Below are 23,852 nucleotides of genomic sequence, written 5' to 3' on the forward strand. Positions count from 1 at the left end.
CGAATAACGTTACGGGCAGCGCTGGGTCGTGCTGTCCTCAAGCTAAGGTTGAAGATGATGCGGAGCAAGGTGACAGGTGCGCAGCGTTGGGTCGTGAAGATCGGCAGCGCTTTGCTGACGGCGGACGGCAAAGGCCTGGATCGCGCGGCAATGGGTGTCTGGGTTGAGCAGATGGTTGCCCTGCACGAGGCGGGTGTTGAGCTGGTGCTGGTGTCCTCCGGGGCAGTGGCGGCGGGCATGAGCCGTTTGGGCTGGACTGTACGACCCAGTGCAATGCACGAGTTGCAGGCCGCTGCCGCCATCGGTCAGATGGGGTTGGTGCAAGCCTGGGAGTCGAGCTTTGCCGAGCATGGCCGGCATACTGCGCAAATTCTCCTGACTCACGACGATTTGTCCGACCGCAAGCGCTACCTGAACGCTCGCAGTACGCTGCGCGCACTGGTCGAGCTCAAGGTGATCCCGGTGATCAACGAGAACGACACCGTGGTTACTGACGAAATCCGTTTCGGCGACAACGACACGTTGGCGGCGTTGGTGGCGAATCTGGTCGAAGCCGATTTGTTGGTGATCCTAACTGATCGCGACGGCATGTTCGACGCCGATCCGCGCAACAATCCCGACGCCAAGCTGATTTACGAGGCGCGTGCCGATGATCCGGCGCTGGATGCGGTGGCTGGCAGCACGGGCGGTGCGCTGGGTCGTGGCGGTATGCAGACCAAGTTGCGCGCTGCGCGTCTGGCGGCGCGTTCCGGTGCGCACACCATCATCGTCGGTGGGCGCATTGATCGCGTGCTGGATCGTCTCAAGGCGGGCGAGCGCATCGGCACCTTGTTGTCACCTGAGCGTGGCATGCTGGCGGCGCGCAAGCAGTGGCTGGCCGGGCATCTGCAAACCCGCGGCACGCTGGTGCTGGATGCGGGGGCGGTGACGGCGTTGTCCCAGGGCAACAAAAGTTTGCTGCCGGTGGGCGTCAAACTGGTCCAGGGCAGTTTCCGTCGTGGCGAAATGGTGGTCTGCGTGGCGCCGGACGGTCGTGAAATCGCCCGTGGCTTGGCTAACTACAGTGCTCTGGAAGCACAAAAAATCATCGGTCAGTCGTCTGAGGCGATTGTCGGTCTGCTGGGTTACATGGCGGAACCGGAACTGGTTCACCGCGATAACCTGATTCTGGTCTGAAGGAATACCTGAATGCGTGTGGCAAAAGGATTATTGGGCTTGTTGTTGGCGATGCCGTTGTTGGCCTCGGCCGATGAAATTGGCCAGGTGTCGACGGTGTTCAAGTTCGTCGGTCCGAACGACCGTATCGTTGTCGAGGCGTTTGATGATCCGAAAGTGGAGGGCGTGACCTGCTACCTGTCGCGCGCCAAGACCGGCGGCGTAAAGGGTGGGTTGGGTCTGGCCGAGGATCGCGCAGAAGCATCTATTGCGTGTCGTCAAGTCGGGCCGATCAACTTCAAGGGTGAGCTCAAGGATGGCGAGGAGGTGTTCAAGGAGCGCACGTCCCTGGTGTTCAAGACCATGCAAGTGGTGCGATTCCTCGACAAGAAGCGCAATACGCTGGTGTACCTGGTTTATAGCGATCGTTTGATCGAAGGCAGCCCGCAGAATGCGGTGACGGCGATTCCGATTTTGCCGTGGGCACACGCTCAATAAGCTAGCAAAGATCAAAATGTGGGAGCGGGCTTGCTCGCGAAGACTGGTTGACATTCAGCATCTATGTTGACTGTTACGCCGCCTTCGCGAGCAAGCCCGCTCCCACATTTTTTTGCGTGGTGTTTGCCAAATCGCAGGCAATAAAAAACCGACCCAGAGGTCGGTTTTTTAATGAGCGTGTCGCTTAGGCAGCAGCGGCAACGTTCAGGGCCTTTACGTGGCCATTCAGGCGGCTCTTATGACGAGCAGCTTTGTTCTTGTGGATGATGCCTTTATCGGCCATACGGTCGATAACTGGCACAGCCAGAACGTAAGCAGCTTGAGCTTTGGCAGCGTCTTTTGCGTCGATGGCCTTAACTACATTCTTGATGTAGGTACGAACCATGGAACGCAGGCTGGCGTTGTGGCTGCGACGCTTCTCAGCCTGTTTTGCACGTTTTTTGGCGGAAGGTGTGTTGGCCACCGTCGAGCTCCTCGAAAGACTTTTTAGGAAATAGCAAACAAAATAGGCCGCGAATCATGCCGATGAGTTGATGGCTTGTCAAGGGCGGGAGAGACGTTCCGCTAAGTGGCCGGTTCCGACCCCATGAAAACTACTGCGCTCGGCAATACAGCGTTGAAAGCAGACTCGAAATGCTCATTGACTAAAGTCAACTCCGCTTTCTCGCCTGCTTTCGCCTTGTCTTGCCTTCGCTCGCTACGTTTTCAAGGGGGCGGTGAGCTGGATATTCCTTTCCGGCGTGCGACCTGTAAACTCGCGAGCTTTGGCTCTGTGCTGTTGCGGCGCGGAGTATCGCATAAGTGGGCGCGTTGTTCGCCTGCTGTTTATCGACAGGCAAAAACTCTTTCAATGAATCTGCTCAAATCGTTGGCCGCTGTCAGCTCTATCACGATGCTTTCCCGGGTGTTGGGGTTTGTTCGCGATACCCTTATCGCTCGTGCATTTGGTGCGGGAATGGCGACCGACGCCTTCTTTATCGCCTTCAAACTGCCCAATCTGCTGCGGCGGATCTTCGCCGAGGGAGCATTTTCCCAGGCGTTCGTGCCGATTCTCGCCGAATATAAAAGCCAGAAGGGCGAGGAGGCGACGCGAACCTTCATTGCCTACGTCTCGGGCCTGCTGACGCTGGTGCTGGCGTTGGTCACCGCGTTGGGCATGCTCGCCGCGCCTTGGGTCATCTGGGCCACGGCACCGGGTTTCGTCACGACCCCGGAAAAATTCGACCTGACCACCGATCTGCTGCGGGTCACTTTCCCTTATATATTGCTGATCTCCCTGTCTTCATTGGCCGGCGCGATCCTCAATACCTGGAACCGCTTCTCGGTGCCAGCCTTCGTGCCGACCCTGCTCAATGTCAGCATGATCATCTTTGCGGTGTTCCTGACGCCGTATTTCGATCCGCCGGTCATGGCGCTGGGCTGGGCCGTTCTGGTAGGTGGTCTGGCTCAGTTGCTGTTTCAACTGCCGCACTTGAAGAAGATCGGCATGTTGGTGCTGCCGCGCCTGAGTCTGCGCGATAGCGGTGTCTGGCGGGTCATGAAGCAGATGCTGCCAGCGATCATCGGCGTTTCGGTGAGCCAGATTTCGCTGATTATCAACACCATATTTGCTTCGTTTCTGGTGGCCGGTTCCGTGTCCTGGATGTATTACGCCGATCGCCTGATGGAATTGCCATCCGGTGTGCTCGGTGTGGCACTGGGCACGATTCTGCTGCCGACCCTGGCCAGGACCTATGCCAGTCAGGATCGCCACGAATACTCGCGGATCCTCGATTGGGGGCTGCGCCTGTGCTTCATGCTGGTATTACCGTGCGCCCTGGCGCTGGGGATTCTGGCTGAGCCGCTGACGGTTTCGTTGTTCCAGTACGGCCAATTCAGCGCTTTCGATGCGACCATGACCCAGCGCGCGTTGATTGCTTATTCCGTCGGCTTGCTGGGGATTATCGTGATCAAAGTGCTGGCGCCAGGCTTTTATGCGCAACAAAACATCCGCACTCCGGTAAAAATCGCGATTTTCACCCTGATCGTCACTCAGCTATTCAACCTGGTGCTGATCGGTCCGCTGGCTCATGCCGGTCTGGCCCTGGCCATCAGTGCGGGCGCCTGCATCAACGCCGGGCTGTTGTTCTATCAGCTGCGCAAGCAGCAGATGTATCAGCCGCAACCGGGCTGGGCGAAGTTCGGGCTCAAATTGTTGGTGGCGGTTGCGGTGATGTCCGCGGTATTGCTGGGCGCAATGCACTTCATGCCGGCTTGGGCGCAAGGGCATATGCTGGAGCGTTTGCTGCGACTGGGCGCATTGGTGATCGCCGGCGTGGTGGTCTATTTCGGCATGTTGCTGTTGATGGGCTTCCGTTTGCGCGACTTCAATCGCAAGGCCTTGAACTGAGGCTTTTGTCTCGATAAGCACGGGCGGGCCGGCGGTTTTGTCGGCTCGATCACTTTGGGTTACGGTGTTGCCTGTCGTCGGCCGCCGGGTGTGGTTATAATCGACCACTTTATGAGCAAGAAGCGCGTTATGCAGCTGGTTCGAGGCCTCCACAACTTGCGCCCCCAGCATCGGGGCTGTGTCGCCACTATTGGCAACTTTGACGGTGTTCACCGTGGTCACCAGGCTATCCTGGCCCGGCTGCGTGAGCGTGCGCTCGAGTTGGGCGTGCCCAGCTGCGTGGTGATTTTTGAGCCGCAGCCGCGAGAATTCTTCGCCCCGGACACCGCCCCGGCCCGTCTGGCCCGTCTGCGGGACAAACTGCAGCTGCTGGCCCTGGAAGGTGTCGACCGGGTGCTGTGCCTGGCGTTCAATCAGCGCCTGAGCAAACTCAGCGCCAGCGAATTCGTCGATACTATTCTGGTGGACGGCCTCGGCGTGCAGCATCTGGAGGTCGGTGACGATTTCCGTTTCGGCTGCGACCGGCTAGGGGATTTCGATTTCCTGCAACAGGCTGGCGTCCTTCAGGGGTTTACCGTCGAAGCGGCGCAGACCGTTGTGCTGGACGGCATTCGTGTCAGCAGCACTCAGGTGCGTAACGCCCTGGCAGCTGCCGATTTTGCCTTGGCCGAGCGGCTGCTCGGTCGTCCGTACCGGATTGCCGGGCGGGTCCTGCATGGCCAGAAGCTGGCGCGCCAGCTCGGTACGCCGACCGCCAACATACAACTCAAGCGTCGTCGTGTGCCGCTGTCCGGGGTTTATCTGGTCAACGTCGACATCGACGGCAAGACCTGGCCGGGCGTCGCCAATATCGGCGTGCGGCCAACGGTCGAAGGGGATGGCAAAGCCCATCTCGAAGTACACCTTTTAGATTTTGCCGGCGATCTGTATGACCGGCGTTTGACGGTGGTTTTCCACCACAAGCTGCGTGAAGAGCAGCGTTTCGCCTCTCTGGAGGCGCTTAAGACGGCGATCAATGCGGATGTCGCCGCCGCCCGTGCCCTGTCGCACCTAGCGCCAATCGCTAATGAAGAGCCTTAAATGACCGACTATAAAGCCACGCTAAACCTTCCGGACACCGCCTTCCCAATGAAGGCCGGCCTGCCTCAGCGCGAACCGCAGATTCTGCAGCGCTGGGACAGCATTGGCCTGTACGGTAAGTTGCGCGAGATTGGCAAGGATCGTCCGAAGTTCGTACTTCACGACGGTCCTCCGTACGCCAACGGCACGATTCACATCGGTCATGCGCTGAACAAGATTCTCAAGGACATGATCATCCGCTCGAAAACCCTGTCGGGTTTCGACGCGCCTTATGTGCCGGGCTGGGACTGCCACGGTCTGCCGATCGAGCACAAAGTCGAAGTGACCCACGGCAAGAACCTGGGCGCGGACAAGACCCGCGAACTGTGCCGTGCCTACGCCACCGAGCAGATCGAAGGCCAGAAGTCCGAATTCATCCGTCTGGGCGTGTTGGGCGACTTCGCCAACCCGTACAAGACCATGGACTTCAAAAACGAGGCCGGTGAAATCCGCGCCCTGGCGGAAATCGTCAAGGGTGGTTTCGTGTTCAAGGGCCTGAAGCCTGTGAACTGGTGCTTTGACTGCGGTTCGGCCCTGGCTGAAGCGGAAGTCGAGTACGAGAACAAAAAATCCGCGACCATCGACGTGGCCTTCCCGATCGCCGACGAAGCCAAACTGGCTGCCGCGTTCGGTCTGCCGTCGTTGGGCAAACCCGCCTCGATCGTGATCTGGACCACCACCCCGTGGACCATCCCGGCCAACCAGGCGTTGAACGTTCACCCTGAGTTCAACTACGCACTGGTCGACGTCGGCGACAAACTGCTGGTGCTGGCTGAAGAGCTGGTCGAGTCGTGCCTTGCCCGCTACAGCCGGGAAGGTTCGGTCATTGCGACCACCACCGGTAAAGAACTGGAACTGATCAACTTCCGTCACCCGTTCTACGATCGTCTGTCGCCGGTTTACCTGGCCGAATACGTCGAACTGGGCGCGGGTACCGGTGTGGTTCACTCCTCGCCAGCCTATGGCGTAGACGACTTCGTGACCTGCAAAGCCTATGGCATGGTCAACGACGACATCCTCAATCCGGTGCAAAGCAACGGCGTGTACGCGACATCGCTGGAGTTCTTCGGCGGCCAGTTCATCTGGAAGGCCAACCCGGCCATCGTCGACAAGTTGACCGAAGTCGGTGCGCTGCTGCACACCAGCATCATCGAACACAGCTACATGCACTGCTGGCGTCACAAGACCCCGCTGATCTACCGCGCCACCGCGCAGTGGTTCATCGGCATGGACAAAGAGCCTGCGACCGGCGAAACCCTGCGCAAGCGGGCGATCAAAGCCATCGAAGAGACAAAATTCGTTCCGGCCTGGGGCCAGGCGCGCCTGCACTCGATGATCGCCAACCGTCCTGACTGGTGCATCTCCCGTCAGCGCAACTGGGGCGTGCCGATCCCGTTCTTCCTGAACAAGGAAAGCGGCGAGCTGCACCCACGCACTGTCGAACTGATGGAAATTGTCGCCCAGCGCGTCGAAGTCGAAGGCATCGAAGCCTGGTTCAAGATGGACGCCGCCGAGTTGCTCGGTGAAGAAGCTCCGCTGTACGACAAGATCAGCGACACCCTGGACGTCTGGTTCGACTCGGGCACCACGCACTGGCACGTCCTGCGCGGCTCGCATTCGATGGGCCACGAGACCGGTCCACGTGCCGACCTGTACCTGGAAGGTTCGGACCAACACCGCGGCTGGTTCCATTCGTCATTGCTGACCGGTTGTGCCATCGACGACCACGCCCCATACCGCGAGCTGCTGACCCATGGTTTCACCGTCGACGAGTCCGGCCGCAAAATGTCCAAGTCTTTGGGCAACGTGATCGCGCCGCAGAAGGTCAACGACACCCTGGGCGCCGACATCATGCGTCTGTGGGTCGCTTCTACCGACTATTCGGGTGAAATGGCGGTTTCCGAGCAGATCCTGCAACGCAGTGCAGACGCTTACCGGCGGATCCGTAACACCGCGCGCTTCCTGCTTTCCAACCTCACCGGTTTCAACCCGGCCACCGACATCCTGCCGGCCGAAGAAATGCTGGCGCTGGACCGTTGGGCCGTGGATCGCACCCTGCTGCTGCAACGCGAGCTGCAAGAGCATTACGGCGAATACCGCTTCTGGAACGTCTACTCCAAGATCCACAACTTCTGTGTGCAGGAGCTGGGCGGTTTCTACCTCGACATCATCAAGGACCGTCAGTACACCACTGGCGCCAACAGCAAGGCCCGTCGTTCGGCGCAAACCGCGCTGTACCACATCAGCGAAGCACTGGTGCGCTGGATCGCGCCGATCCTGGCGTTCACCGCTGACGAGCTGTGGCAGTACCTGCCGGGCGAGCGTAACGAGTCTGTGATGCTCAACACCTGGTACGAAGGCCTGACCGAATTGCCGGAAGGCTTCGAACTGGACCGCGCCTACTGGGAGCGGATCATGGCGGTGAAGGTGGCGGTCAACAAGGAAATGGAAATCCAGCGCGCGGCGAAGGCCGTCGGTGGCAACCTGCAAGCCGAAGTGACGCTGTTCGCCGAAGACGCGCTGAGCGCCGACCTGGCCAAGCTGAGCAACGAACTGCGCTTCGTATTGATCACCTCGACCGCCACCGTTGCACCGTTCGTGCAGGCGCCGGCCGACGCGGTGGTCACCGAAGTCGGCGGCCTGAAGCTCAAAGTGGTCAAATCGAGCCATGCCAAGTGCGCCCGTTGCTGGCACTGCCGTGAAGACGTCGGTGTGAACCCGGAGCATCCGGAAATCTGCGGTCGTTGCGTCGACAACATCAGCGGCGCTGGCGAGGTTCGTCACTATGCCTAATGCCGTTGGCCGTTTCGGACGGCTGAGCTGGCTCTGGTTGAGTTTGCTGGTCCTGGTCATCGATCAGGCCAGCAAGTTCTACTTCGAAGGCTCGCTGAGCATGTACCAGCAAATCGTGGTGATCCCCGACTACTTCAGCTGGACCTTGGCCTACAACACTGGCGCGGCGTTCAGTTTCCTGGCTGACAGCTCGGGTTGGCAGCGCTGGCTGTTCGCCCTGATCGCGGTCGTGGTCAGTGCGGTGCTGGTAGTCTGGCTCAAGCGCCTGGGGCGCAACGAAACCTGGCTGGCGGTTGCGCTGGCGCTGGTTCTGGGTGGCGCGCTGGGCAATTTGTATGACCGCATTGCCTTGGGCCATGTGATCGATTTCATTTTGGTGCATTGGCAGAACCGCTGGTATTTCCCGGCGTTCAACTTTGCTGACAGCGCAATTTCTGTCGGTGCCGTGATGCTTGCACTGGATATGTTCAAAAGTAAAAAGACCGGAGAAACCGTTCATGACTGAACAGGTATTGGCTGAGCAACGCATTGGCCAGAACACGGAAGTCACCTTGCATTTTGCATTGCGTCTGGAGAACGGCGACACCGTCGACAGTACCTTCGACAAAGCCCCGGCGACCTTCAAGGTTGGCGACGGCAGCCTGTTGCCAGGGTTCGAAGCCGCGCTGTTCGGCTTCAAGGCCGGCGACAAACGCACCCTGACCATTGAGCCGGAAAACGCCTTTGGTCAGCCGAACCCGCAAAACGTACAGATCATCCCGCGCTCGCAGTTCAAGGATATGGAACTGTCGCCTGGCTTGCTGGTGATCTTCAACGATGCGGCCAATACTGAGTTGCCCGGTGTGGTGAAAGAATTCGATGACGCTCAGGTGACCATCGACTTCAACCACCCGCTGGCCGGTAAAACCTTGACCTTTGACGTCGAGATCATCAACGTCAAAGCGCTGTAACTGACTGAACTCGGTCCAATGTGGGAGCGGGCTCGCTCGCGAAAGCGTCATCACATGTAACATCAATGTCGACTGACACACCGCTTTCGCGAGCAAGCCCGCTCCCACATTAAGATTTCACTGTTTTCGAGCCCGGTGTTCGAATGACAGGTGGCATTACTATTTCTTGCGCGCAAGACACGAGGCACAGCATGCAAATCAAACTCGCCAACCCCCGTGGCTTCTGCGCCGGTGTGGACCGGGCGATCGAAATCGTCAACCGCGCCCTGGAAGTCTTCGGGCCGCCGATCTACGTGCGCCACGAAGTGGTCCACAACAAATTCGTCGTCGAAGACCTGCGCGCCCGTGGGGCGATCTTCGTTGAAGAGCTGGATCAGGTACCGGATGACGTGATCGTGATCTTCAGCGCCCATGGCGTTTCCCAGGCCGTGCGTACCGAAGCCGCAGGCCGTGGCCTGAAAGTGTTCGACGCTACCTGCCCGCTGGTGACCAAGGTACACATCGAAGTCGCGCGTTACAGCCGCGACGGCCGTGAATGCATCCTCATCGGCCACGCCGGTCACCCGGAAGTCGAAGGCACCATGGGTCAGTACGATGGCAGCAATGGCGGCGCGATCTATCTGGTCGAGGACGAGAAAGATGTCGCCGAGCTGCAGGTAAATAACCCTGAAAGACTGGCGTTCGTCACCCAGACCACCCTGTCCATGGACGATACCAGTCGCGTGATCGACGCCCTGCGTACTCGATTCCCTGCGATCGGCGGCCCGCGCAAGGACGATATCTGCTACGCCACGCAAAACCGTCAGGACGCCGTCAAGCAACTGGCGGACGAGTGCGACGTGGTGCTGGTGGTCGGCAGCCCGAATAGCTCCAACTCCAATCGTCTGCGTGAGCTGGCTGAACGCATGGCCACCCCGGCCTATCTGATCGACGGCGCCGAAGACCTGCAAAAGAGCTGGTTCGACGGTGTCGAGCGGATTGGCATCACCGCTGGTGCCTCCGCTCCGGAAGTATTGGTGCGCGGCGTGATCCAGCAGTTGCAGGCTTGGGGGGCCACCGGGGCCGATGAGTTGGCCGGGCGTGAGGAGAACATCACGTTCTCGATGCCTAAAGAGCTACGCGTCCGCTCCCTGCTCTGAATCTTCTCCTCCCGTGCACAGCGCCTGTTCAGTCTTATCGCTGCGCAGGCTGACGCGTCCGGTCCGGGACAGCACCACCTGGTGCAGGCTGACCGGTTTGCGGCTGGCGCAAATATGTACCGTCCCCGCTTGAAAGGCACCGCTGGGCAACTGCGGTTCGCCCAGGCTGCTGAACTGTACGAAATTCTTGACCGGCCGATTGCCGACAATTGGCACTCGAGCGTCGCTCTGTTGCTCGACCAACAGCGGATTGCTGCTGTCCTCCGGGCCTTTACCGCTGACATCCAGAATAATCCGCCAACCCTGGCCCCAGTCGCCGTTGATTCCGTGTATCACCACACTCTGATTGCGTGTGATAGCCGCGGTTCTGGCATTACGCATACCACTGACAATCGACTGCGCCGCCTGCTCTCGATGGTTCGATTCTGTCAGTGCCGCGAACGCCGGGCTGACCAGTTGCAGAACAATCCCGACAATTGTCAGTCCCATGAGCAGTTCGATCAGGCTGAAACCTTGCTGATGCATGTTATCTCCTTCCCTGGAGTGCTGCGGCCCGCGCGATCCCTGCGCGAGTAATGGCAAAACAACCGTACATCTGCCGGTCGAATGTTCTAGCGTGTAGAAGCAGGTATAGCCGACGGCAACGGAGCGCACCGATGGATCATCGTACAAAAGGTTTCACGCTGATCGAGCTGCTGATCACGCTCGCCGTGTTTCTGATTCTGATCAGCCTGGCCGTTCCGGCGTTTACCCGCTCGGTGCAAAGCACCAAGGCCGACACCGAGATCGGCGACCTGCAACGCGCGCTCAATTTCGCCCGGCTTGAGGCGATCGACCGGGGCATTACCACCCGGGTTCGCCCGACAGCCGGCGGCAGTGTCTGGACCGGCGATCTGACCGTTTATGACGGTACCGGCAATCCGGCCAATGTATTGCGGGTTGTTCCAGCGATGAGCAGTGGTGCAACTCTGACGCTAACCTCAGGAGTGACCGCTATTGATTTCAACAATCTGGGTGGTTTGTCGGCGCCGTCCACGGCCGTTGTGATCAGTTATGTACTGGGGGCACAGAGCAGGACGCTGAATGTGTGTTTGAACGGACGAATTCTATTGGGTGGAAGTTGCGGATGAGGGGTTGGAGCAAGCGCGCACAGGAGGGCATGACGCTGATCGAGGTACTGGTCGCGTTGTTGGTTCTGGCCGTGGGGTTGTTGGGCGCGGCGGCGATTCAGCTCAATGCGCTGAAGTACACCGACAGCTCGCGGATGACCAGTCAGGCGAGTTTTATCGCCTACGACATGATGGACCGCATTCGCGCCAACTCCGGCGAGGATTACACCGTCACGCCACCGACCTCGGGCAACCTGAGCGTGGCCCGGGATCAGGACCTTTACGACTTCGCCAGCAACATCGTCAATTTCGGCGGCGCCACGGCGACCGGCAGCATTACCCGAAACCAACGGGTATACACCATCACCATTACCTGGGACGACTCACGGGCCGCCAATACCGCCGACTCGCGCCGCAGTTTCGTCCTCACCAGTCGCGCCACCGTTGATCCGGCGACGACACCATGATCAGAGCCAGCAAAGGTTTCGGCCTGATCGAGTTACTGATCGCCCTGGCATTGAGCCTGGTCGTGGTTCTGGGGGTGGCGCAGATTTTCATCGCGGCTAAAAATACCTACGTCAGCCAGAATACCGCCGCCGGCATGCAGGAAGATGCACGGTTCGTCTTGAGCAAGATGATTCAGGAAATCCGCATGGTCGGCATGTTCGGTTGCCTTGAGACGATCAACGATGAAATTTCGGGCAGTGTCTTCCTTGGCGGCGAATCAGCGATCAGTTGGGACAACGCCAACCAGAAATTGACCCTGGTGACGGCGGATGTCGGCGGTAGTGGTGGGGCGCCGACCTGGACGGTGGAATGTGGACCCAGCATCACCGGCACTGGCACCGCTTACAGGGGGGCTCGGCCCCCTGCCGCGGGGCAGATAGCATTTCCGATCCGACGGCTGATTTACAGCTTTAGCAACAATCAACTGCTAATGGGGGTCGGCACTGGTACGCCGGTGCAGCAGGTGTTGGTGAACAATGTCAGTGCCTTCGATGTGAGCTTCGGTGTCGTCGGTTCGGCTGCAAACTTAAGTTACAGCAGCAACCCGCCCGATATGACGTCGATTCGTAGTGTGCGCCTGACATTAACCCTCACGGACCCGAACAAACGGGTGCGCAATCAAACTTATAACGTGGTTGTCGCTCTGCGCAATCGGTTGCCATGAAGGGAGGGCCGATGAAGATTTCTCATGCTCAGCGTGGAATGGCGCTGTTGGTCAGCCTGGTATTTCTCCTGGTGCTGACGTTGATCGGCCTTTCGTCGATGCAGAGCGCTACGTTGCAGGAAAAAATGGCCGGTAGCGTGACCCTGCGCAACCAGTCGTTCCAGGGCGCGGAAGCGGCGTTGCGCGTCGGCGAAAGCGCGGTGAAACGGGGCACCTATTCATCATTGCCGGTTTGCAGCGGCCAGTGCGCGCCGCCGGCCGAGGCGTTGGTCATCACCGCCGCGGGTTTCAATTCCACCTCGGGGGTGACCTGGTTCGCTTTCGGCAACGGCTTTTACGGGGTGCAGAACATCAGCGCCGTGAACGTGTCGAGCGACGTCTCGATCGACGTTTCGGCAACGTTGTACCGGGTGACCGCCGTGGGCATCGCGGGTAACTCGCGCAGTGTGGTGGAGAGTATTTATGCGAAGTGAGCGGCGTGGCGGGTTGTGTCGGTTGTTTTGCGGCACGGTGTTGGGGCTTTACCTGTCGGCACCGGCCTATGCGTTCACGCCCTCGGATTCGCCGCTGTTGAACGCCGCCGCCGTGGCACCCAATGTGATGCTGTTACTCGATGACTCGAAGGGTATGAACAGCATTATCTGGGCAGCAGGTTTTGACCCGACGGTCGCACGTACCCCGGTGGCTATTTGTCTCTCGAATGGTTCGTGCCTGAAAGGCCGCGACCTTGACATGACTGATACCAATATTGCTTTGTCGAGTTTGAATCACGGAACATGCGACAAGGACGGATGGTACGGTTTCTATAAGAACAGCGTTTCCGGTCTGGATTCGCTTTGTCTGAAGCTTCCTGATCCGGTGGGGAACGAGGACACCCTATATACGGCGAATTACCTGTCCTATCTGATAAGCCTGGCGAACAATGCTGACCGGGATTTCACTGATGGTTCGATCCCCAATGATTACCGGATGAATGTGGCGCGCAACGTCTCCAAGACGTTAGTGACCAGCAACCGCTCGCTGCGCATCGGTCTGTCGACGTTCAACCTGGCGGTCGGCAACCATAAGAATGACGGCGGTTATATCGTTCGTTCGGTCAGTGATTTGTCGGCTGTCAGCGGCACCGTGACACAGGCTCAGGCCGATGCCAACTACAACGACCTGATCGCCGGAATCGACGAACTGAGCGCGCAGGCGGATACGCCGCTGGCTGAAGCCTATTACGAGATCACCCGCTATTTCCGTGGCATGGCGCCATACAACAACTCGACGCCTACCACCTACACCAGCCCGATTCAGTATCGCTGCCAGAGAAATTACGGCGTGGTAATCACTAGTGGTTTGCCGACCTTCGACCATACCTTTCCGACTGACGATCCGCTGGGTACCAGCAAGTTACCGAACTGGGACGGTATCAGCAGTAACGATGGCGCCAACCCCGTCGGCGACAAAGAGGGTGACACCTTTTATCTGGATGACATCGCCAAGTTCGCCTTCGATATTGACATGCGGTCCACGGGTACCGACATCACAGGAAAAGGCTGGAACGCCCTGGATTTTCCCAAGCAGAACCTCAACACCTATACCGTGGGTTTCACCACGGCAAACCAGATGTTGTCGGATGCCGCCAGCTATGGACAGGGTAAGTACTACCAGGCGACCGACGGTGCGGGGCTCAACAGCGCATTGTCTTCAGCCTTGAGCGACATCACCGCCAAGGCCGGCTCGGGTGGTAGCGGCGTGACCAGCGGCACGACCCTGACCAGCAATTCGAGCTACTTCCAGACCAGCTACGACCCCAAGGACTGGCGCGGCACCATCAAGTCTTTTGGCTTCACCTCGGCGGGTTCGGTGAACACGGCCGCGGCGCTGTGGACGACCGATACCACCATCGTGCCCGGTGCTACCGCCCCGACCTACCAGTCCTGGAATACCCTGACCAACGCCGTCGTTACCCTGGCCTACAGCAATTTCTCTACGGTCCAACAGACTTCCCTCAACCAGAGCCTGCCCGTCGGTATTACAGGCAGCGATTTGGTGGAGTGGAGCAAGGGCACCAACAAAACCGGGTTGAGAGCGCGCAGTGTATTGCTCGGCGATATCATCAATTCGCCTCTCGTACTGGCCGCGCCCACGGACCAAACCGCGTCCGATCTGGTAGGGGATACTACCTACAGCACCTATCTGGCTACCAAAGCCGCCAACATGAATGCCAGCCTGGTGGTGAACGCCAACGACGGTTTTGTAAACGTCATCAACTCGACCAATGGTGTCAGACGCTACGGCTATATGCCCTCCAGTGTGCTGCCGTCATTGCGTTACATCGCCGATCCCACTTATATCAATGGCGTGAGCCACAAATATCTGGTCGACGGTCAGGTCGGCGTGTTTGATGCCCAACTCAACAGCGCCTGGAAAACCCTGGCGATTGGTGGGACAGGGGCGGGCGGCAAAACCTTCTATGCGCTGCAACTGTTCGACGCCTCGGCCGGTAACGTGATTAACGCGTTGTGGGAAATCAGTGCGCCGACCACGGCCAGTACGACGAATGTTTTCAATGATCTGGGTTATGCCTATGCGCGTCCTGAAGTGGCACGCTTGGCCGATGGTCGCTGGGCCGCGTTTATCTCCAATGGCTATGGCAGCAACTCTGGGGTGGCTGCGCTGTATGTGGTGGATATCCGCGACGGCTCGCTGATCAAGAAAATTGTGGTCGACAGCCAAGAAGCCACTAACGGCCTGTCGTCGGTGAAGCTCAGGGTCAACTCGCAGAATGTGGTGCAGGCTGCCTATGGTGGCGACCTGAAAGGGCGGTTGTGGAAGTTCGATTTGAGTGGCGCCACCACCGACACCTGGGGTGTGGCGTTTTCCGGCAAGCCGTTGTTCACCACGGCGGGCGGCGCGACTCAGCCGATCACGGTACAACCGCTGCTCGCCGATCATGCATCGGGCGGCAAGCAAGTGTTTTTCGGCACCGGCAAACTCAATGAGAGCGCCGACAAGACCAATAAGGATCTGCAGGCGTTCTACGCGGTATGGGATGCGGAGGGTGGCGCGGGGCAAATCACCGCTTCCAGCTTGCAGGCGCAGGCGGTGACCGGCGTGTTCTCTGGCAGCAGCGGGCAATTCATCACCACCAGCCAGAATGAGGTGAGCTACCCGGCAAAGAAAGGCTGGTACTTGCCGCTGGTCTACAACAACGTACTGACCGGGGAGCGGGTGATCAATCAGGCCAGTCTCGTGGCAGGGCGAATCGTTTTTACCACGGCCAGTATGGATACCGTTGACCCCTGTGCCGGCTTCGGCTCCGGCAAACTGGTCGAACTCGATGCGTTCAGCGGTAAGATGCTCAATTACGCGGTGCTCGATACCAATGCCGACGGGGTGGTCGATAGTGCTGACACGATTTCCAGCGGGGTGATCTTCACCGGTGGTATCCCGACCCTGAACGCGGTCGTCAATGACGCAACCCGCAAGGTTGTAAACGACTCCGGCGGTGGCGTGACCACTCTGGTGGAAAAATCCGGTGGCGGCAGCGGCCGTCGCATCATGTGGCGACAAATACAGTGAGTGAGAGTTGAGGCATGCGCAGATCCAACCGAGGTTTTACCCTGATCGAAATCATGATCGTGATTGCGATCATCGGGATCGTCATCACCATTGGCTATCCGAGCCTCACCGAATATGTAAAAAAGGGCCGCCGTACTGAGGTGGCCGGTCTGCTTTCCGAGCAGGCACAGATCCTGGAGCGCTTTTATTCGAAGAATAATGTCTATACCAATGCCAGCGGTCTGAGCGCCGGCAATGATTTCTATACCATCACCCCGACCCTGACCGATCAGACTTTCTTGCTGACGGCCACACGCAAGGCCGGTTCGACCATGGCGAACGACAAGTGCGGTGATTTCACCCTCACCAATACCGGCGTCAGAAGCATGGTCAATGCAACATCCGGCCTGACCACCAGGGATTGCTGGGGGCGCTGAGTTTCTCTTTCGGGCGCCCTTTGCGCCTCTGTCTATCTAACGGTTGGATCAGAACATGAGCAGGCAACAGCAAGTGGTGATTGTCGGCGGCGGCGTGATTGGCCTGCTGACGGCGTTCAATCTCGCGTCCGAAGTACAGAGCGTCGTGCTGCTGGACCGCTCGAATGTCGGTCAGGAGTCGTCCTGGGCCGGTGGCGGGATCGTCTCCCCCCTCTACCCGTGGCGCTACAGCCCGGCGGTCACTGCGTTGGCTCACTGGTCCCAGGATTTTTATCCACAGCTGGCGGAACATTTGTTTGCTGCCACCGGCGTCGATCCTGAAGTGCACACCACCGGGTTGTACTGGCTGGACCTGGATGACGAAGCCGAAGCGCTCGCCTGGGCCAAACGGGAAAACCGTCCGCTGCGGGCTGTGGATATCTCTGCGGCACACGATGCGGTGCCGGTATTGGGCGCCGGTTTCTCGCGGGCGATCTACATGGCCGATGTGGCCAATGTGCGTAATCCACGGCTGGTGAAATCCCTCAAGGCCGCCTTGCTGGCGCTGCCGAACGTGACGATTCATGAGCAGTGCGAGGTCAGCGGGTTTATCCGTGAAGGTGCTGCGGTGGTCGGGGTACAGACCTCGATGGGGGCCATTGCGGGGGATCAGGTGGTTTTGACGGCGGGAGCCTGGAGCGGTGACTTGCTGAAAAGCCTGGGCCTGGAGCTGCCGGTCGAGCCGGTCAAAGGCCAGATGATTCTCTACAAGTGCGCGGCGGACTTCCTTCCAAGCATGGTCCTGGCAAAGGGGCGTTATGCCATTCCTCGGCGCGACGGGCACATTCTGATCGGCAGTACGCTGGAGCATGAAGGCTTCGATAAAACGCCGACCGATACCGCGCTGGAAAGCCTGAAGGCTTCGGCGGTGGAGTTGATTCCGGCGCTGGCGGATGCCGAGGTGGTGGGGCATTGGGCCGGGTTGCGGCCGGGGTCGCCGGAAGGGATTCCCTATATCGGTCGGGTGCCGGGGTTTGACGGGCTCTGGCTTAACTGCGGGCACTACCGCAATGGGTTGGTGCTGGCGCCGGCGTCGTGTCAGTTGTTTGCGGATGTGATGCTGGGTCGGGCACCGATTATCGATCCTGCGCCGTATGCACCGGCCGGGCGTATTTGACCGCATGATTTTTGTTGTCGGTCAGATCGCCTTCGCGGGCAAGCCTCGCTCCTACAGGTTTGAGTCGATCAATAAGTTTGTGAACGACATCAATCTGTAGGAGCGAGGCTTGCCCGCGAAGAGGTCCTCAATCCAGCCCCAATTTCTTGAGCCTGTAACGCATCGACCGAAACGACAGATTCAACCGCTGAGCCGCCGCCGTGCGGTTCCAGCGGGTTTCTTCCAGGGCCTGGAGGATGAGTTTGCGTTCGACGTTTTCCAGATAGGCTTCCAGATTGTCGATCTGCGTCAGGTCCGGTACGTCGCCGTCCGGGTTGCAGTTGCCTTCGGCCAGCCGCAGGTCGCTGGCTTCGATCTGTTTGTTCTCGCACAAGGTGTGCGCCCGCTCAAGCATGTTCTCCAATTCCCGCACGTTTCCTGGAAAACGATAGCTTTTCAGTGCGTCGAGGGCTTGCGGGTGGAGTTTTGCCGCGGGTTGGCCAGTGCCAGTGGCCAGTCGCTTGAGCATATTGTTGGCCAGAAGCTCAATGTCGTCGCGGCGTTCGCGCAAGGGCGGCACCCGCAATTCGATCACGTTAAGGCGGTAGTACAAGTCCTGGCGAAAGCGTTCGGCGGCGACTTCGGTATCGAGGTCTTTGTGGGTGGCGCAGAGAATGCGTACATCCACCACGGTTTCCTGCTGTCCACCGATGCTGCGCACGGCTTTCTCTTGAATGGCCCGCAACAGTTTGACCTGCATCGCCAGCGGCAGGTCTGCCACTTCATCGAGGAACAAAGTGCCGCCATGGGCGGCCTGGAATAGCCCGGGTTTGTCTTCAATGGCACCACTGAAACTGCCTTTGCGATGGCCGAAAAATTCGCTTTCCATCAATTCCGACGGGATCGCCCCGCAGTTCACCGGCACGAATGGTCGTGTGGCGCGCGGGCCTTGGTCGTGGATCAGTCGGGCGACCAGCTCCTTGCCGCTGCCGGACTCGCCGCTGATGTACACCGGGGCCTGGCTGCGGGCCAGTTTGTCGATTTGTTTGCGCAGACTGCGCATTGGCAGGGAGTCGCCCAGTAGGCGACGGTCGATGACGCTGCTGGCACCGCCTGGTGCCGGCAGACTCAAGGCGCTGGTGACCAGTTCGCGCAGGCGGGTGAGGTCGACCGGTTTGGTCAGAAAGTCGAACGCGCCAGCCTTGAGGGCGTTGATTGCCGTTTCCAGGCTGCCGTAGGCGGTAATCATCGCCACTGGCACTTGCGCATAGCGCTGCTGGATGTGCTGCACCAGTGCCAGACCGGTGCCGTCGGGCAGGCGCATGTCGGTCAGGCACAGGTCGAATGTCTCCCGTGCCAGCAGCGCTTGCGCTTCTGCGAGGTTGCGGGCACTAAAGGTGTCGAGTTTCATCCGTCCCAGGGTTATTTCCAGGAGTTCGCGGATATCCGGCTCATCGTCGACGATCAGGATTTTTTGCCGTGGGCTCATGTTCAACTTTGTTTCCGTCCGTGAGCAAAGGTGATGCGAAAGCAGCCGCCGCCTTGGCGTGGTTTGAAGTCTAGGCGGGCCTGATTGCTTTCGCACAGCTCACGGGACAGATAAAGCCCCAGGCCAGTGCCCTGGCTGCTGGTGGTGAAGAATGGTTCGAACAAATGCGAGCGCTGGTCCGGCGCCACGCCGGGGCCATTGTCCAGGACTTCAAGGATCGGCAACTGGCTGTCCGGGTCAATAAACAACTCGAGCCAGACCTGCGCCTGATCATGGTTCAGGGCACTATGGCGCCAAGCGTTGCGCAACAGATTGTCGAGAATCTGGGTCAGCTGATTCGGATCCATCAGGGTTGTGAAGTCCCCCGAACCGATTCGCAGGTGAACTAGCTGACGCTCGGTCGCACCCTCGCGGGTTTCGGCCACGAAGTGCTCCAGCCATAGCCGCAAATCCAGCCGTTGCGGCACGGTTTGCTGGCGACGGGACAGTTGCAGGACGTTTTCGATTACCCGATTCATTCGCTGAGAGTGGTCTTGAATAATCTGTGTCAGACGCCGATCCGCGCCGTTCAGTTCCTCGGATTCCTGCAGTAACTGCGCGGCATGACTAATGGCGCCTAGTGGATTGCGGATTTCATGGGCAATACCGGCAGTCAGGCGGCCGAGGGCGGCGAGTTTAAGTTGCTGGGCCTGCTGGGCGATTTGGGCGAGGTCTTCGAGAAAAACCAGCGTCTGGTGGTGCGGGCTTTGGTCCAGGGCAATGAAGCTCGGTTGCAGCTCCAGGCCATTGCTGGCGATTTTCAGGCTTTGCGGGCGCAAAGTCGGATTGTTGAACCACAGTTGGAGTCGCTCGACCAACGGCATCGAATGGTCGTCGATCAGTTGGCCATCGAGTTTTTCCTGCCCCAGCAAGGTCAAGGCGCTGTGATTGGCCAGTTGCACACGCCGTTGGTCGTCGAGCACCAGAATGCCCGTGCGCATACGTTGCAGGATCAGTGCGTTGAGGGCTTCGAGACCGAGCACTTCACTGGCCCGCTGCTCGGCCAGGGTTTCGCTGACTTCAACTCTTCGGATCAAGCCTTGCACCAGCAATGCCGCGACAAAACATAGAGCACCAAGCGTGCCGATTTGCAGGTAATCATTGGGACTGGTGGGGTGGCTGAAGCTCAGAAGAAAGCTCAAACCCACGATGCCGAGGGCGCCAACAGCCGCAATCAGCAGACCGATGCGCCCGCGCAGCAGGGTATTGCTGATGACCACCGACACGATCAACAGGTTGCCGATGGCGCTGGGCATGCCGCCAGCGGCATAGAACAGGCCGCATAGCAGCAGGACATCAACCAGCGCCAGGCCGAACAACTGCGCCGGGCGACGGGTGTTCTCCAGAAAGACCACCAGCAGGATATTCAGCACCAGGTACAACCAGCTGCCGTTGCGCAGCAAGTCGTCATTGGCAAACGTCAGCAACTGGCTGTCCATGTTGCTGGAGATCAACAGCACCAAGGTGATGCCGATGCTTAAACGGTAGAGGTGATAGAGGCGCAGCAGTCGCTGGGCCTGTTTGTTGCCGGGACTGGACGTCTCAGCGATCACTGGAACCCGGGCCTTGCTCAAGGTGAGCCTGGCTGCAATACCACTGTTGTTGAAGGCTCAGCGCGCGGTCGCGGGGCAGATGTACGCCGCAATGAGCGCAACGGACCATGGGTGGAGCATCTTGCTCTCGCGGCGTGTTGGCGCCCGAAACCGGGGCCTTGAACTTGCGCCAGAGCCATACCGCAGCGGCAATCAGTGCGATACAGAATAATAAACGAAGCATGGTGAGCTGCTTTTTGAGTAGTGAATTGGCAGTTTAGCCAAGGACGGGTCGGTCGCACAGCGCAATACGCTCACCCCTGAAATCCGGTAATAAAAAAGGCGCCTCGAAAGGCGCCTTCTCGGCACAACACTCAGCGTCAGTCGAACACGCCGAAGGTCATGTAGCTGAACCACGAGCGGTCGGCGTTGTTGGCTTCAGACTCGTGCTGCTCTTCTTCGATCACATCGCCGTTCTCATCTTTAGGCTTGAGCTCGTTCGGAATCGAGTCCTTGGCGTCCTGGAACTGTCTCTGCACGTCCTGGTTGGCGCGGGTTTCACCTGGCGGCAGCGGCGGACGGGATTCGATCAGGCCCAGGGTGGCCTTGCTCAGCCATGAACGGTTGTCGGCTTCGTCCTTCGAGGGTACGAACTGACCGTCCACCAGGCTTGGGTGGTTCGGGTAGTTGAGCTTCAGGGTTTCGAGGGTGGTCGCGGCCAGTTCGTCCAGGTGCAGACGCTGGTAGGCTTCAGTCATCACTGCCAGGCCGTCACCGACCGAAGGGGTTTCCTGGAAGTTTTCCACCACGTAACGACCACGGTTCGCGGCGGCGACATAGGCCTGACGGGTCAGGTAATAGTCGGCAACGTGAATCTCGTAGGAAGCCAGCAGATTGCGCAGGTAGATCATGCGCTGCTTGGCGTCCGGCGAGTAGCGGCTGTTCGGGAAGCGGCTGGTCAGCTGGGCGAACTCGTTGTAGGAGTCGCGAGCGGCGCCCGGGTCACGCTTGGTCATGTCCAGCGGCAGGAAGCGCGCCAGCAGGCCGACGTCCTGGTCGAAAGAAGTCAAACCCTTGAGGTAGTAGGCGTAATCGACATTCGGGTGCTGCGGGTGCAGGCGAATGAAACGCTCGGCGGCGGATTTCGCAGCCTCGGGCTCGGTGTTCTTGTAGTTGGCGTAGATGAGCTCGAGTTGAGCCTGATCGGCGTAGCGACCGAACGGATAACGCGACTCCAGGGCCTTCAGCTTGGCTGTGGCGGCGGTGTAGCTATTGTTGTCCAGATCGTGCTGAGCCTGCTGGTACAGCTCGACTTCGCTCAGGTTTTCGTCTACGACTTCCTTCGATGAGCAAGCAGCGGTCAATGCGAGGATGGCGATCAGCAGCAGGTGTTTCACTTGCATGGCGGCTTGCGTCCCTATGACGGCCGCTGTCTTGGGCGGGGCCGTCCTGTTATGATGAGCGCCCCGTTGAAAAGCCTCGGGGCAAAAGACGCCGTATTTAACCACAAGCGCGCAGCCGAAACCAAAGGCTGTGCCGACGCCTAGTCTGAGCATGTCCGATAAAATTGAACTTCGCGCAGAGGTGCCGTCCGAATTGGGCGGCCAACGCCTCGATCAAGTCGCCGCACAATTATTCGCTGAGCACTCGCGCTCGCGCCTTTCCGCCTGGATCAAAGACGGCCGCCTGACTGTGGATGGGGCGGTTATCCGCCCGCGAGATATCGTTCACGGTGGCGCCATTCTTGAACTGACTGCCGAGCAGGAAGCTCAGGGCGAATGGATCGCTCAAGACATCGAGCTGGACATCGTCTATGAAGACGACGACATCCTGGTGATCAACAAGCCTGCGGGCCTGGTGGTGCATCCGGCTGCCGGCCACGCCGACGGCACCTTGCTCAACGCCTTGCTGCACCACGTGCCGGACATTATCAATGTGCCCCGCGCCGGTATCGTGCATCGCCTGGACAAGGACACCACCGGTCTGATGGTGGTGGCCAAGACCATTCAGGCGCAGACACAGCTTGTCACGCAATTGCAGAGCCGCAGCGTAAGCCGGATCTATGAGTGCATCGTGATTGGTGTGGTGACAGCCGGCGGCAAGATCAACGCGCCGATCGGTCGCCATGGCCAGCAACGCCAGCGCATGGCCGTGATGGAAGGTGGCAAGCAAGCCGTCAGCCATTACCGCGTGCTCGAGCGTTTCCGTTCCCACACGCACGTGCGGGTGAAGCTGGAAACCGGCCGTACGCACCAGATTCGCGTGCACATGGCACACATCAACTACCCGTTGGTCGGAGATCCTGCCTATGGCGGTCGTTTCCGAATTCCGCCGGCCGCTAGTGTGACCATGGTCGAATCCCTGAAAAATTTCCCGCGTCAGGCGCTGCATGCGCGATTCCTGGAGCTGGATCATCCGACCACCGGTAAACGCATGAGCTGGGAATCGCCGCTGCCGGACGATTTCGTCTGGTTGCTGTCGCTGCTCAAGCAAGACCGTGAGGCGTTCATCGGATGAGTGACTGGCTGATTCCCGACTGGCCTGCGCCTGCCGGGGTGAAAGCCTGCGTTACCACCCGTGCGGGCGGCGTCAGTCTGGCGCCGTTCGACAGCCTCAACCTCGGCGATCACGTCGACGACAGCCCCGAAGCTGTTGCCGAGAATCGCCGTCGCCTCACCGATCATTTCTCTATTCAACCGGCCTGGTTAAAGCAGGTTCACGGCATTGTCGTGGCTCAAGCGGATCCAAGCCTGGTAGCCACAGCTGACGCCAGCTGGACGGCAACACCCGGTATCGCCTGCGCGGCGATGACCGCTGATTGCCTGCCAGCACTGTTCTGCGACCGCGCCGGCACCCGCGTCGCTGCCGCCCATGCCGGTTGGCGCGGGTTGGCGGCGGGTGTGCTGGAGGCGACCCTCGACAGTCTGGCCGTGCCGCCTGAAGACGTGCTGGTCTGGCTTGGCCCGGCCATTGGCCCACAAGCCTTTGAAGTCGGCCCGGAAGTGCGCGAAACCTTCGTCGAGCAATTGCCCGAAACCGCCAAAGCCTTTGTGCCGAGCCAGAACGCCGGCAAGTTCATGGCCGACATCTATGAGCTGGCGCGTTTGCGCCTGGCCGCTCGCGGCGTTACCGCTGTTTATGGTGGTGGTTTTTGCACCGTGACCGATCCTCGTTTCTTTTCTTACCGCCGTAGTCCACGCACCGGACGGTTTGCCTCCTTGGTCTGGCTTGAACGCTAGACTTCTCTGATCTACATCAACACCACGACGCTTGAATCTCCCAGAATCGACCGCATCTATAGCGGTATCTGGCAGGTTTCTTCATTCAGGATGTTTATAGGTCCGGCCT

Annotated in this window: 23 protein-coding genes; 17 read left to right on the top strand and 6 right to left on the bottom strand. The window is 59.3% G+C overall.

Features of this window, described 5'->3' with window-relative positions:
* Positions 1–57: 57 nt before the first annotated feature.
* Positions 58–1,176, top strand: coding sequence for a glutamate 5-kinase (gene proB, locus IB250_RS20460; protein WP_032830120.1), 1,119 nt, complete (start codon positions 58–60; stop codon positions 1,174–1,176).
* A 12-nt stretch (positions 1,177–1,188) separates the two neighbouring features.
* Entirely contained in the window at positions 1,189–1,653 is a 465-nt protein-coding gene (locus IB250_RS20465; protein WP_063342478.1) for a CreA family protein, read from the top strand.
* A gap of 184 nt (positions 1,654–1,837) precedes the next feature.
* Here the strand turns inward: IB250_RS20465 and rpsT are convergent, their stop codons facing one another.
* A complete protein-coding gene (gene rpsT / locus IB250_RS20470) occupies positions 1,838–2,116 on the bottom strand; it encodes a 30S ribosomal protein S20 (protein WP_007901883.1) in 279 nt (92 codons plus the stop codon).
* A gap of 387 nt (positions 2,117–2,503) precedes the next feature.
* On the opposite strand from rpsT, the gene murJ reads away from it, so the two are divergent.
* The 6 genes from murJ to ispH all read left to right on the top strand — a co-directional run bounded on the left by murJ (position 2,504) and on the right by ispH (position 10,043).
* Positions 2,504–4,042: a murein biosynthesis integral membrane protein MurJ gene (murJ, locus tag IB250_RS20475; RefSeq protein ID WP_192345388.1), complete on the top strand. Its 1,539-nt coding sequence runs from the start codon at positions 2,504–2,506 to the stop codon at positions 4,040–4,042.
* A 129-nt stretch (positions 4,043–4,171) separates the two neighbouring features.
* A complete protein-coding gene (ribF, locus tag IB250_RS20480) occupies positions 4,172–5,122 on the top strand; it encodes a bifunctional riboflavin kinase/FAD synthetase (protein ID WP_192345389.1) in 951 nt (316 codons plus the stop codon).
* Positions 5,123–7,954, top strand: coding sequence for an isoleucine--tRNA ligase (gene ileS, locus IB250_RS20485; protein ID WP_192345390.1), 2,832 nt, complete (start codon positions 5,123–5,125; stop codon positions 7,952–7,954). It begins immediately after the preceding gene.
* Positions 7,947–8,459: a signal peptidase II gene (lspA, locus tag IB250_RS20490; protein WP_007901890.1), complete on the top strand. Its 513-nt coding sequence runs from the start codon at positions 7,947–7,949 to the stop codon at positions 8,457–8,459. The genes ileS and lspA overlap by 8 nt, the downstream gene beginning before the upstream one ends.
* 7 nt (positions 8,460–8,466) lie before the next feature.
* A complete protein-coding gene (fkpB, locus tag IB250_RS20495; RefSeq protein ID WP_177318839.1) occupies positions 8,467–8,904 on the top strand; it encodes an FKBP-type peptidyl-prolyl cis-trans isomerase in 438 nt (145 codons plus the stop codon).
* Between the two features lie 191 nt (positions 8,905–9,095).
* Positions 9,096–10,043: a 4-hydroxy-3-methylbut-2-enyl diphosphate reductase gene (gene ispH / locus IB250_RS20500; protein WP_007901894.1), complete on the top strand. Its 948-nt coding sequence runs from the start codon at positions 9,096–9,098 to the stop codon at positions 10,041–10,043.
* Here the strand turns inward: ispH and IB250_RS20505 are convergent.
* Positions 10,020–10,568, bottom strand: a complete 549-nt coding sequence (locus tag IB250_RS20505; RefSeq protein WP_192345391.1) for a GspH/FimT family pseudopilin — start codon at positions 10,566–10,568, stop codon at positions 10,020–10,022. The two genes, ispH and IB250_RS20505, sit on opposite strands and share 24 nt — an antisense overlap.
* A gap of 131 nt (positions 10,569–10,699) precedes the next feature.
* On the opposite strand from IB250_RS20505, the gene IB250_RS20510 reads away from it, so the two are divergent.
* From IB250_RS20510 to thiO, 7 genes are read left to right on the top strand one after another with little or no spacing between them, the layout of a single operon-like run.
* Positions 10,700–11,173, top strand: coding sequence for a GspH/FimT family pseudopilin (locus IB250_RS20510; protein ID WP_123497111.1), 474 nt, complete (start codon positions 10,700–10,702; stop codon positions 11,171–11,173).
* On the top strand, positions 11,170–11,619 hold the full coding sequence (pilV, locus tag IB250_RS20515) for a type IV pilus modification protein PilV (RefSeq protein ID WP_192345392.1): 450 nt from the start codon (positions 11,170–11,172) through the stop codon (positions 11,617–11,619). Before IB250_RS20510 ends, pilV begins: the two co-directional genes overlap by 4 nt.
* On the top strand, positions 11,616–12,323 hold the full coding sequence (locus tag IB250_RS20520) for a PilW family protein (protein ID WP_192345393.1): 708 nt from the start codon (positions 11,616–11,618) through the stop codon (positions 12,321–12,323). The genes pilV and IB250_RS20520 overlap by 4 nt, the downstream gene beginning before the upstream one ends.
* Before the next feature lie 11 nt (positions 12,324–12,334).
* Complete coding sequence (locus tag IB250_RS20525) at positions 12,335–12,796, top strand: PilX N-terminal domain-containing pilus assembly protein (RefSeq protein WP_192345394.1); 462 nt, start codon at positions 12,335–12,337, stop codon at positions 12,794–12,796.
* Positions 12,786–15,893 carry a pilus assembly protein gene (locus IB250_RS20530; protein WP_192345395.1) on the top strand — a complete coding sequence of 1,036 codons (3,108 nt, stop codon included), beginning with the start codon at positions 12,786–12,788 and terminating at the stop codon, positions 15,891–15,893. The genes IB250_RS20525 and IB250_RS20530 overlap by 11 nt, the downstream gene beginning before the upstream one ends.
* A 14-nt stretch (positions 15,894–15,907) precedes the next feature.
* Complete coding sequence (locus tag IB250_RS20535; RefSeq protein WP_192345396.1) at positions 15,908–16,309, top strand: type IV pilin protein; 402 nt, start codon at positions 15,908–15,910, stop codon at positions 16,307–16,309.
* Between the two features lie 55 nt (positions 16,310–16,364).
* Positions 16,365–17,465: a glycine oxidase ThiO gene (thiO, locus tag IB250_RS20540; protein ID WP_192345397.1), complete on the top strand. Its 1,101-nt coding sequence runs from the start codon at positions 16,365–16,367 to the stop codon at positions 17,463–17,465.
* A 127-nt stretch (positions 17,466–17,592) separates the two neighbouring features.
* Here the strand turns inward: thiO and IB250_RS20545 are convergent, their stop codons facing one another.
* The 4 genes from IB250_RS20545 to IB250_RS20560 all read right to left on the bottom strand — a co-directional run bounded on the left by IB250_RS20545 (position 17,593) and on the right by IB250_RS20560 (position 21,907).
* Positions 17,593–18,933: a sigma-54-dependent transcriptional regulator gene (locus tag IB250_RS20545; RefSeq protein WP_192345398.1), complete on the bottom strand. Its 1,341-nt coding sequence runs from the start codon at positions 18,931–18,933 to the stop codon at positions 17,593–17,595.
* Positions 18,934–18,935: 2 nt separating this feature from the next.
* Positions 18,936–20,525: a sensor histidine kinase gene (locus tag IB250_RS20550; protein WP_192345399.1), complete on the bottom strand. Its 1,590-nt coding sequence runs from the start codon at positions 20,523–20,525 to the stop codon at positions 18,936–18,938.
* Positions 20,515–20,748, bottom strand: coding sequence for a PP0621 family protein (locus tag IB250_RS20555; RefSeq protein WP_192345400.1), 234 nt, complete (start codon positions 20,746–20,748; stop codon positions 20,515–20,517). Before IB250_RS20555 ends, IB250_RS20550 begins: the two co-directional genes overlap by 11 nt.
* Positions 20,749–20,884: 136 nt before the next feature.
* Entirely contained in the window at positions 20,885–21,907 is a 1,023-nt protein-coding gene (locus IB250_RS20560; protein WP_123497129.1) for an outer membrane protein assembly factor BamD, read from the bottom strand.
* A gap of 151 nt (positions 21,908–22,058) precedes the next feature.
* On the opposite strand from IB250_RS20560, the gene rluD reads away from it, so the two are divergent.
* Together rluD and pgeF are read left to right on the top strand one after the other, a co-directional pair.
* Complete coding sequence (gene rluD / locus IB250_RS20565) at positions 22,059–23,021, top strand: 23S rRNA pseudouridine(1911/1915/1917) synthase RluD (protein ID WP_007901932.1); 963 nt, start codon at positions 22,059–22,061, stop codon at positions 23,019–23,021.
* Positions 23,018–23,743 carry a peptidoglycan editing factor PgeF gene (gene pgeF / locus IB250_RS20570; protein WP_192345401.1) on the top strand — a complete coding sequence of 242 codons (726 nt, stop codon included), beginning with the start codon at positions 23,018–23,020 and terminating at the stop codon, positions 23,741–23,743. Before rluD ends, pgeF begins: the two co-directional genes overlap by 4 nt.
* Positions 23,744–23,852 lie beyond the last annotated feature (109 nt).

This window comes from Pseudomonas sp. PDM09 (assembly GCF_014852305.1).
Taxonomy (GTDB): Bacteria; Pseudomonadota; Gammaproteobacteria; order Pseudomonadales; family Pseudomonadaceae; genus Aquipseudomonas.

Bases quoted from the DNA above. Each gene is read 5' to 3' on its own strand.
- proB (WP_032830120.1), top strand. From the start codon at position 58: ATGCGGAGCAAGGTGACAGGTGCGCAGCGTTGGGTCGTGAAGATCGGC.
- IB250_RS20465 (WP_063342478.1), top strand. From the start codon at position 1,189: ATGCGTGTGGCAAAAGGATTATTGGGCTTGTTGTTGGCGATGCCGTTG.
- murJ (WP_192345388.1), top strand. From the start codon at position 2,504: ATGAATCTGCTCAAATCGTTGGCCGCTGTCAGCTCTATCACGATGCTT.
- ribF (WP_192345389.1), top strand. From the start codon at position 4,172: ATGCAGCTGGTTCGAGGCCTCCACAACTTGCGCCCCCAGCATCGGGGC.
- ileS (WP_192345390.1), top strand. From the start codon at position 5,123: ATGACCGACTATAAAGCCACGCTAAACCTTCCGGACACCGCCTTCCCA.
- lspA (WP_007901890.1), top strand. From the start codon at position 7,947: ATGCCTAATGCCGTTGGCCGTTTCGGACGGCTGAGCTGGCTCTGGTTG.
- ispH (WP_007901894.1), top strand. From the start codon at position 9,096: ATGCAAATCAAACTCGCCAACCCCCGTGGCTTCTGCGCCGGTGTGGAC.
- IB250_RS20505 (WP_192345391.1), bottom strand. From the start codon at position 10,568: ATGCATCAGCAAGGTTTCAGCCTGATCGAACTGCTCATGGGACTGACA.
- IB250_RS20510 (WP_123497111.1), top strand. From the start codon at position 10,700: ATGGATCATCGTACAAAAGGTTTCACGCTGATCGAGCTGCTGATCACG.
- pilV (WP_192345392.1), top strand. From the start codon at position 11,170: ATGAGGGGTTGGAGCAAGCGCGCACAGGAGGGCATGACGCTGATCGAG.
- IB250_RS20520 (WP_192345393.1), top strand. From the start codon at position 11,616: ATGATCAGAGCCAGCAAAGGTTTCGGCCTGATCGAGTTACTGATCGCC.
- IB250_RS20525 (WP_192345394.1), top strand. From the start codon at position 12,335: ATGAAGATTTCTCATGCTCAGCGTGGAATGGCGCTGTTGGTCAGCCTG.
- IB250_RS20530 (WP_192345395.1), top strand. From the start codon at position 12,786: ATGCGAAGTGAGCGGCGTGGCGGGTTGTGTCGGTTGTTTTGCGGCACG.
- IB250_RS20535 (WP_192345396.1), top strand. From the start codon at position 15,908: ATGCGCAGATCCAACCGAGGTTTTACCCTGATCGAAATCATGATCGTG.
- thiO (WP_192345397.1), top strand. From the start codon at position 16,365: ATGAGCAGGCAACAGCAAGTGGTGATTGTCGGCGGCGGCGTGATTGGC.
- IB250_RS20545 (WP_192345398.1), bottom strand. From the start codon at position 18,933: ATGAGCCCACGGCAAAAAATCCTGATCGTCGACGATGAGCCGGATATC.
- IB250_RS20555 (WP_192345400.1), bottom strand. From the start codon at position 20,748: ATGCTTCGTTTATTATTCTGTATCGCACTGATTGCCGCTGCGGTATGG.
- IB250_RS20560 (WP_123497129.1), bottom strand. From the start codon at position 21,907: ATGCAAGTGAAACACCTGCTGCTGATCGCCATCCTCGCATTGACCGCT.
- rluD (WP_007901932.1), top strand. From the start codon at position 22,059: ATGTCCGATAAAATTGAACTTCGCGCAGAGGTGCCGTCCGAATTGGGC.
- pgeF (WP_192345401.1), top strand. From the start codon at position 23,018: ATGAGTGACTGGCTGATTCCCGACTGGCCTGCGCCTGCCGGGGTGAAA.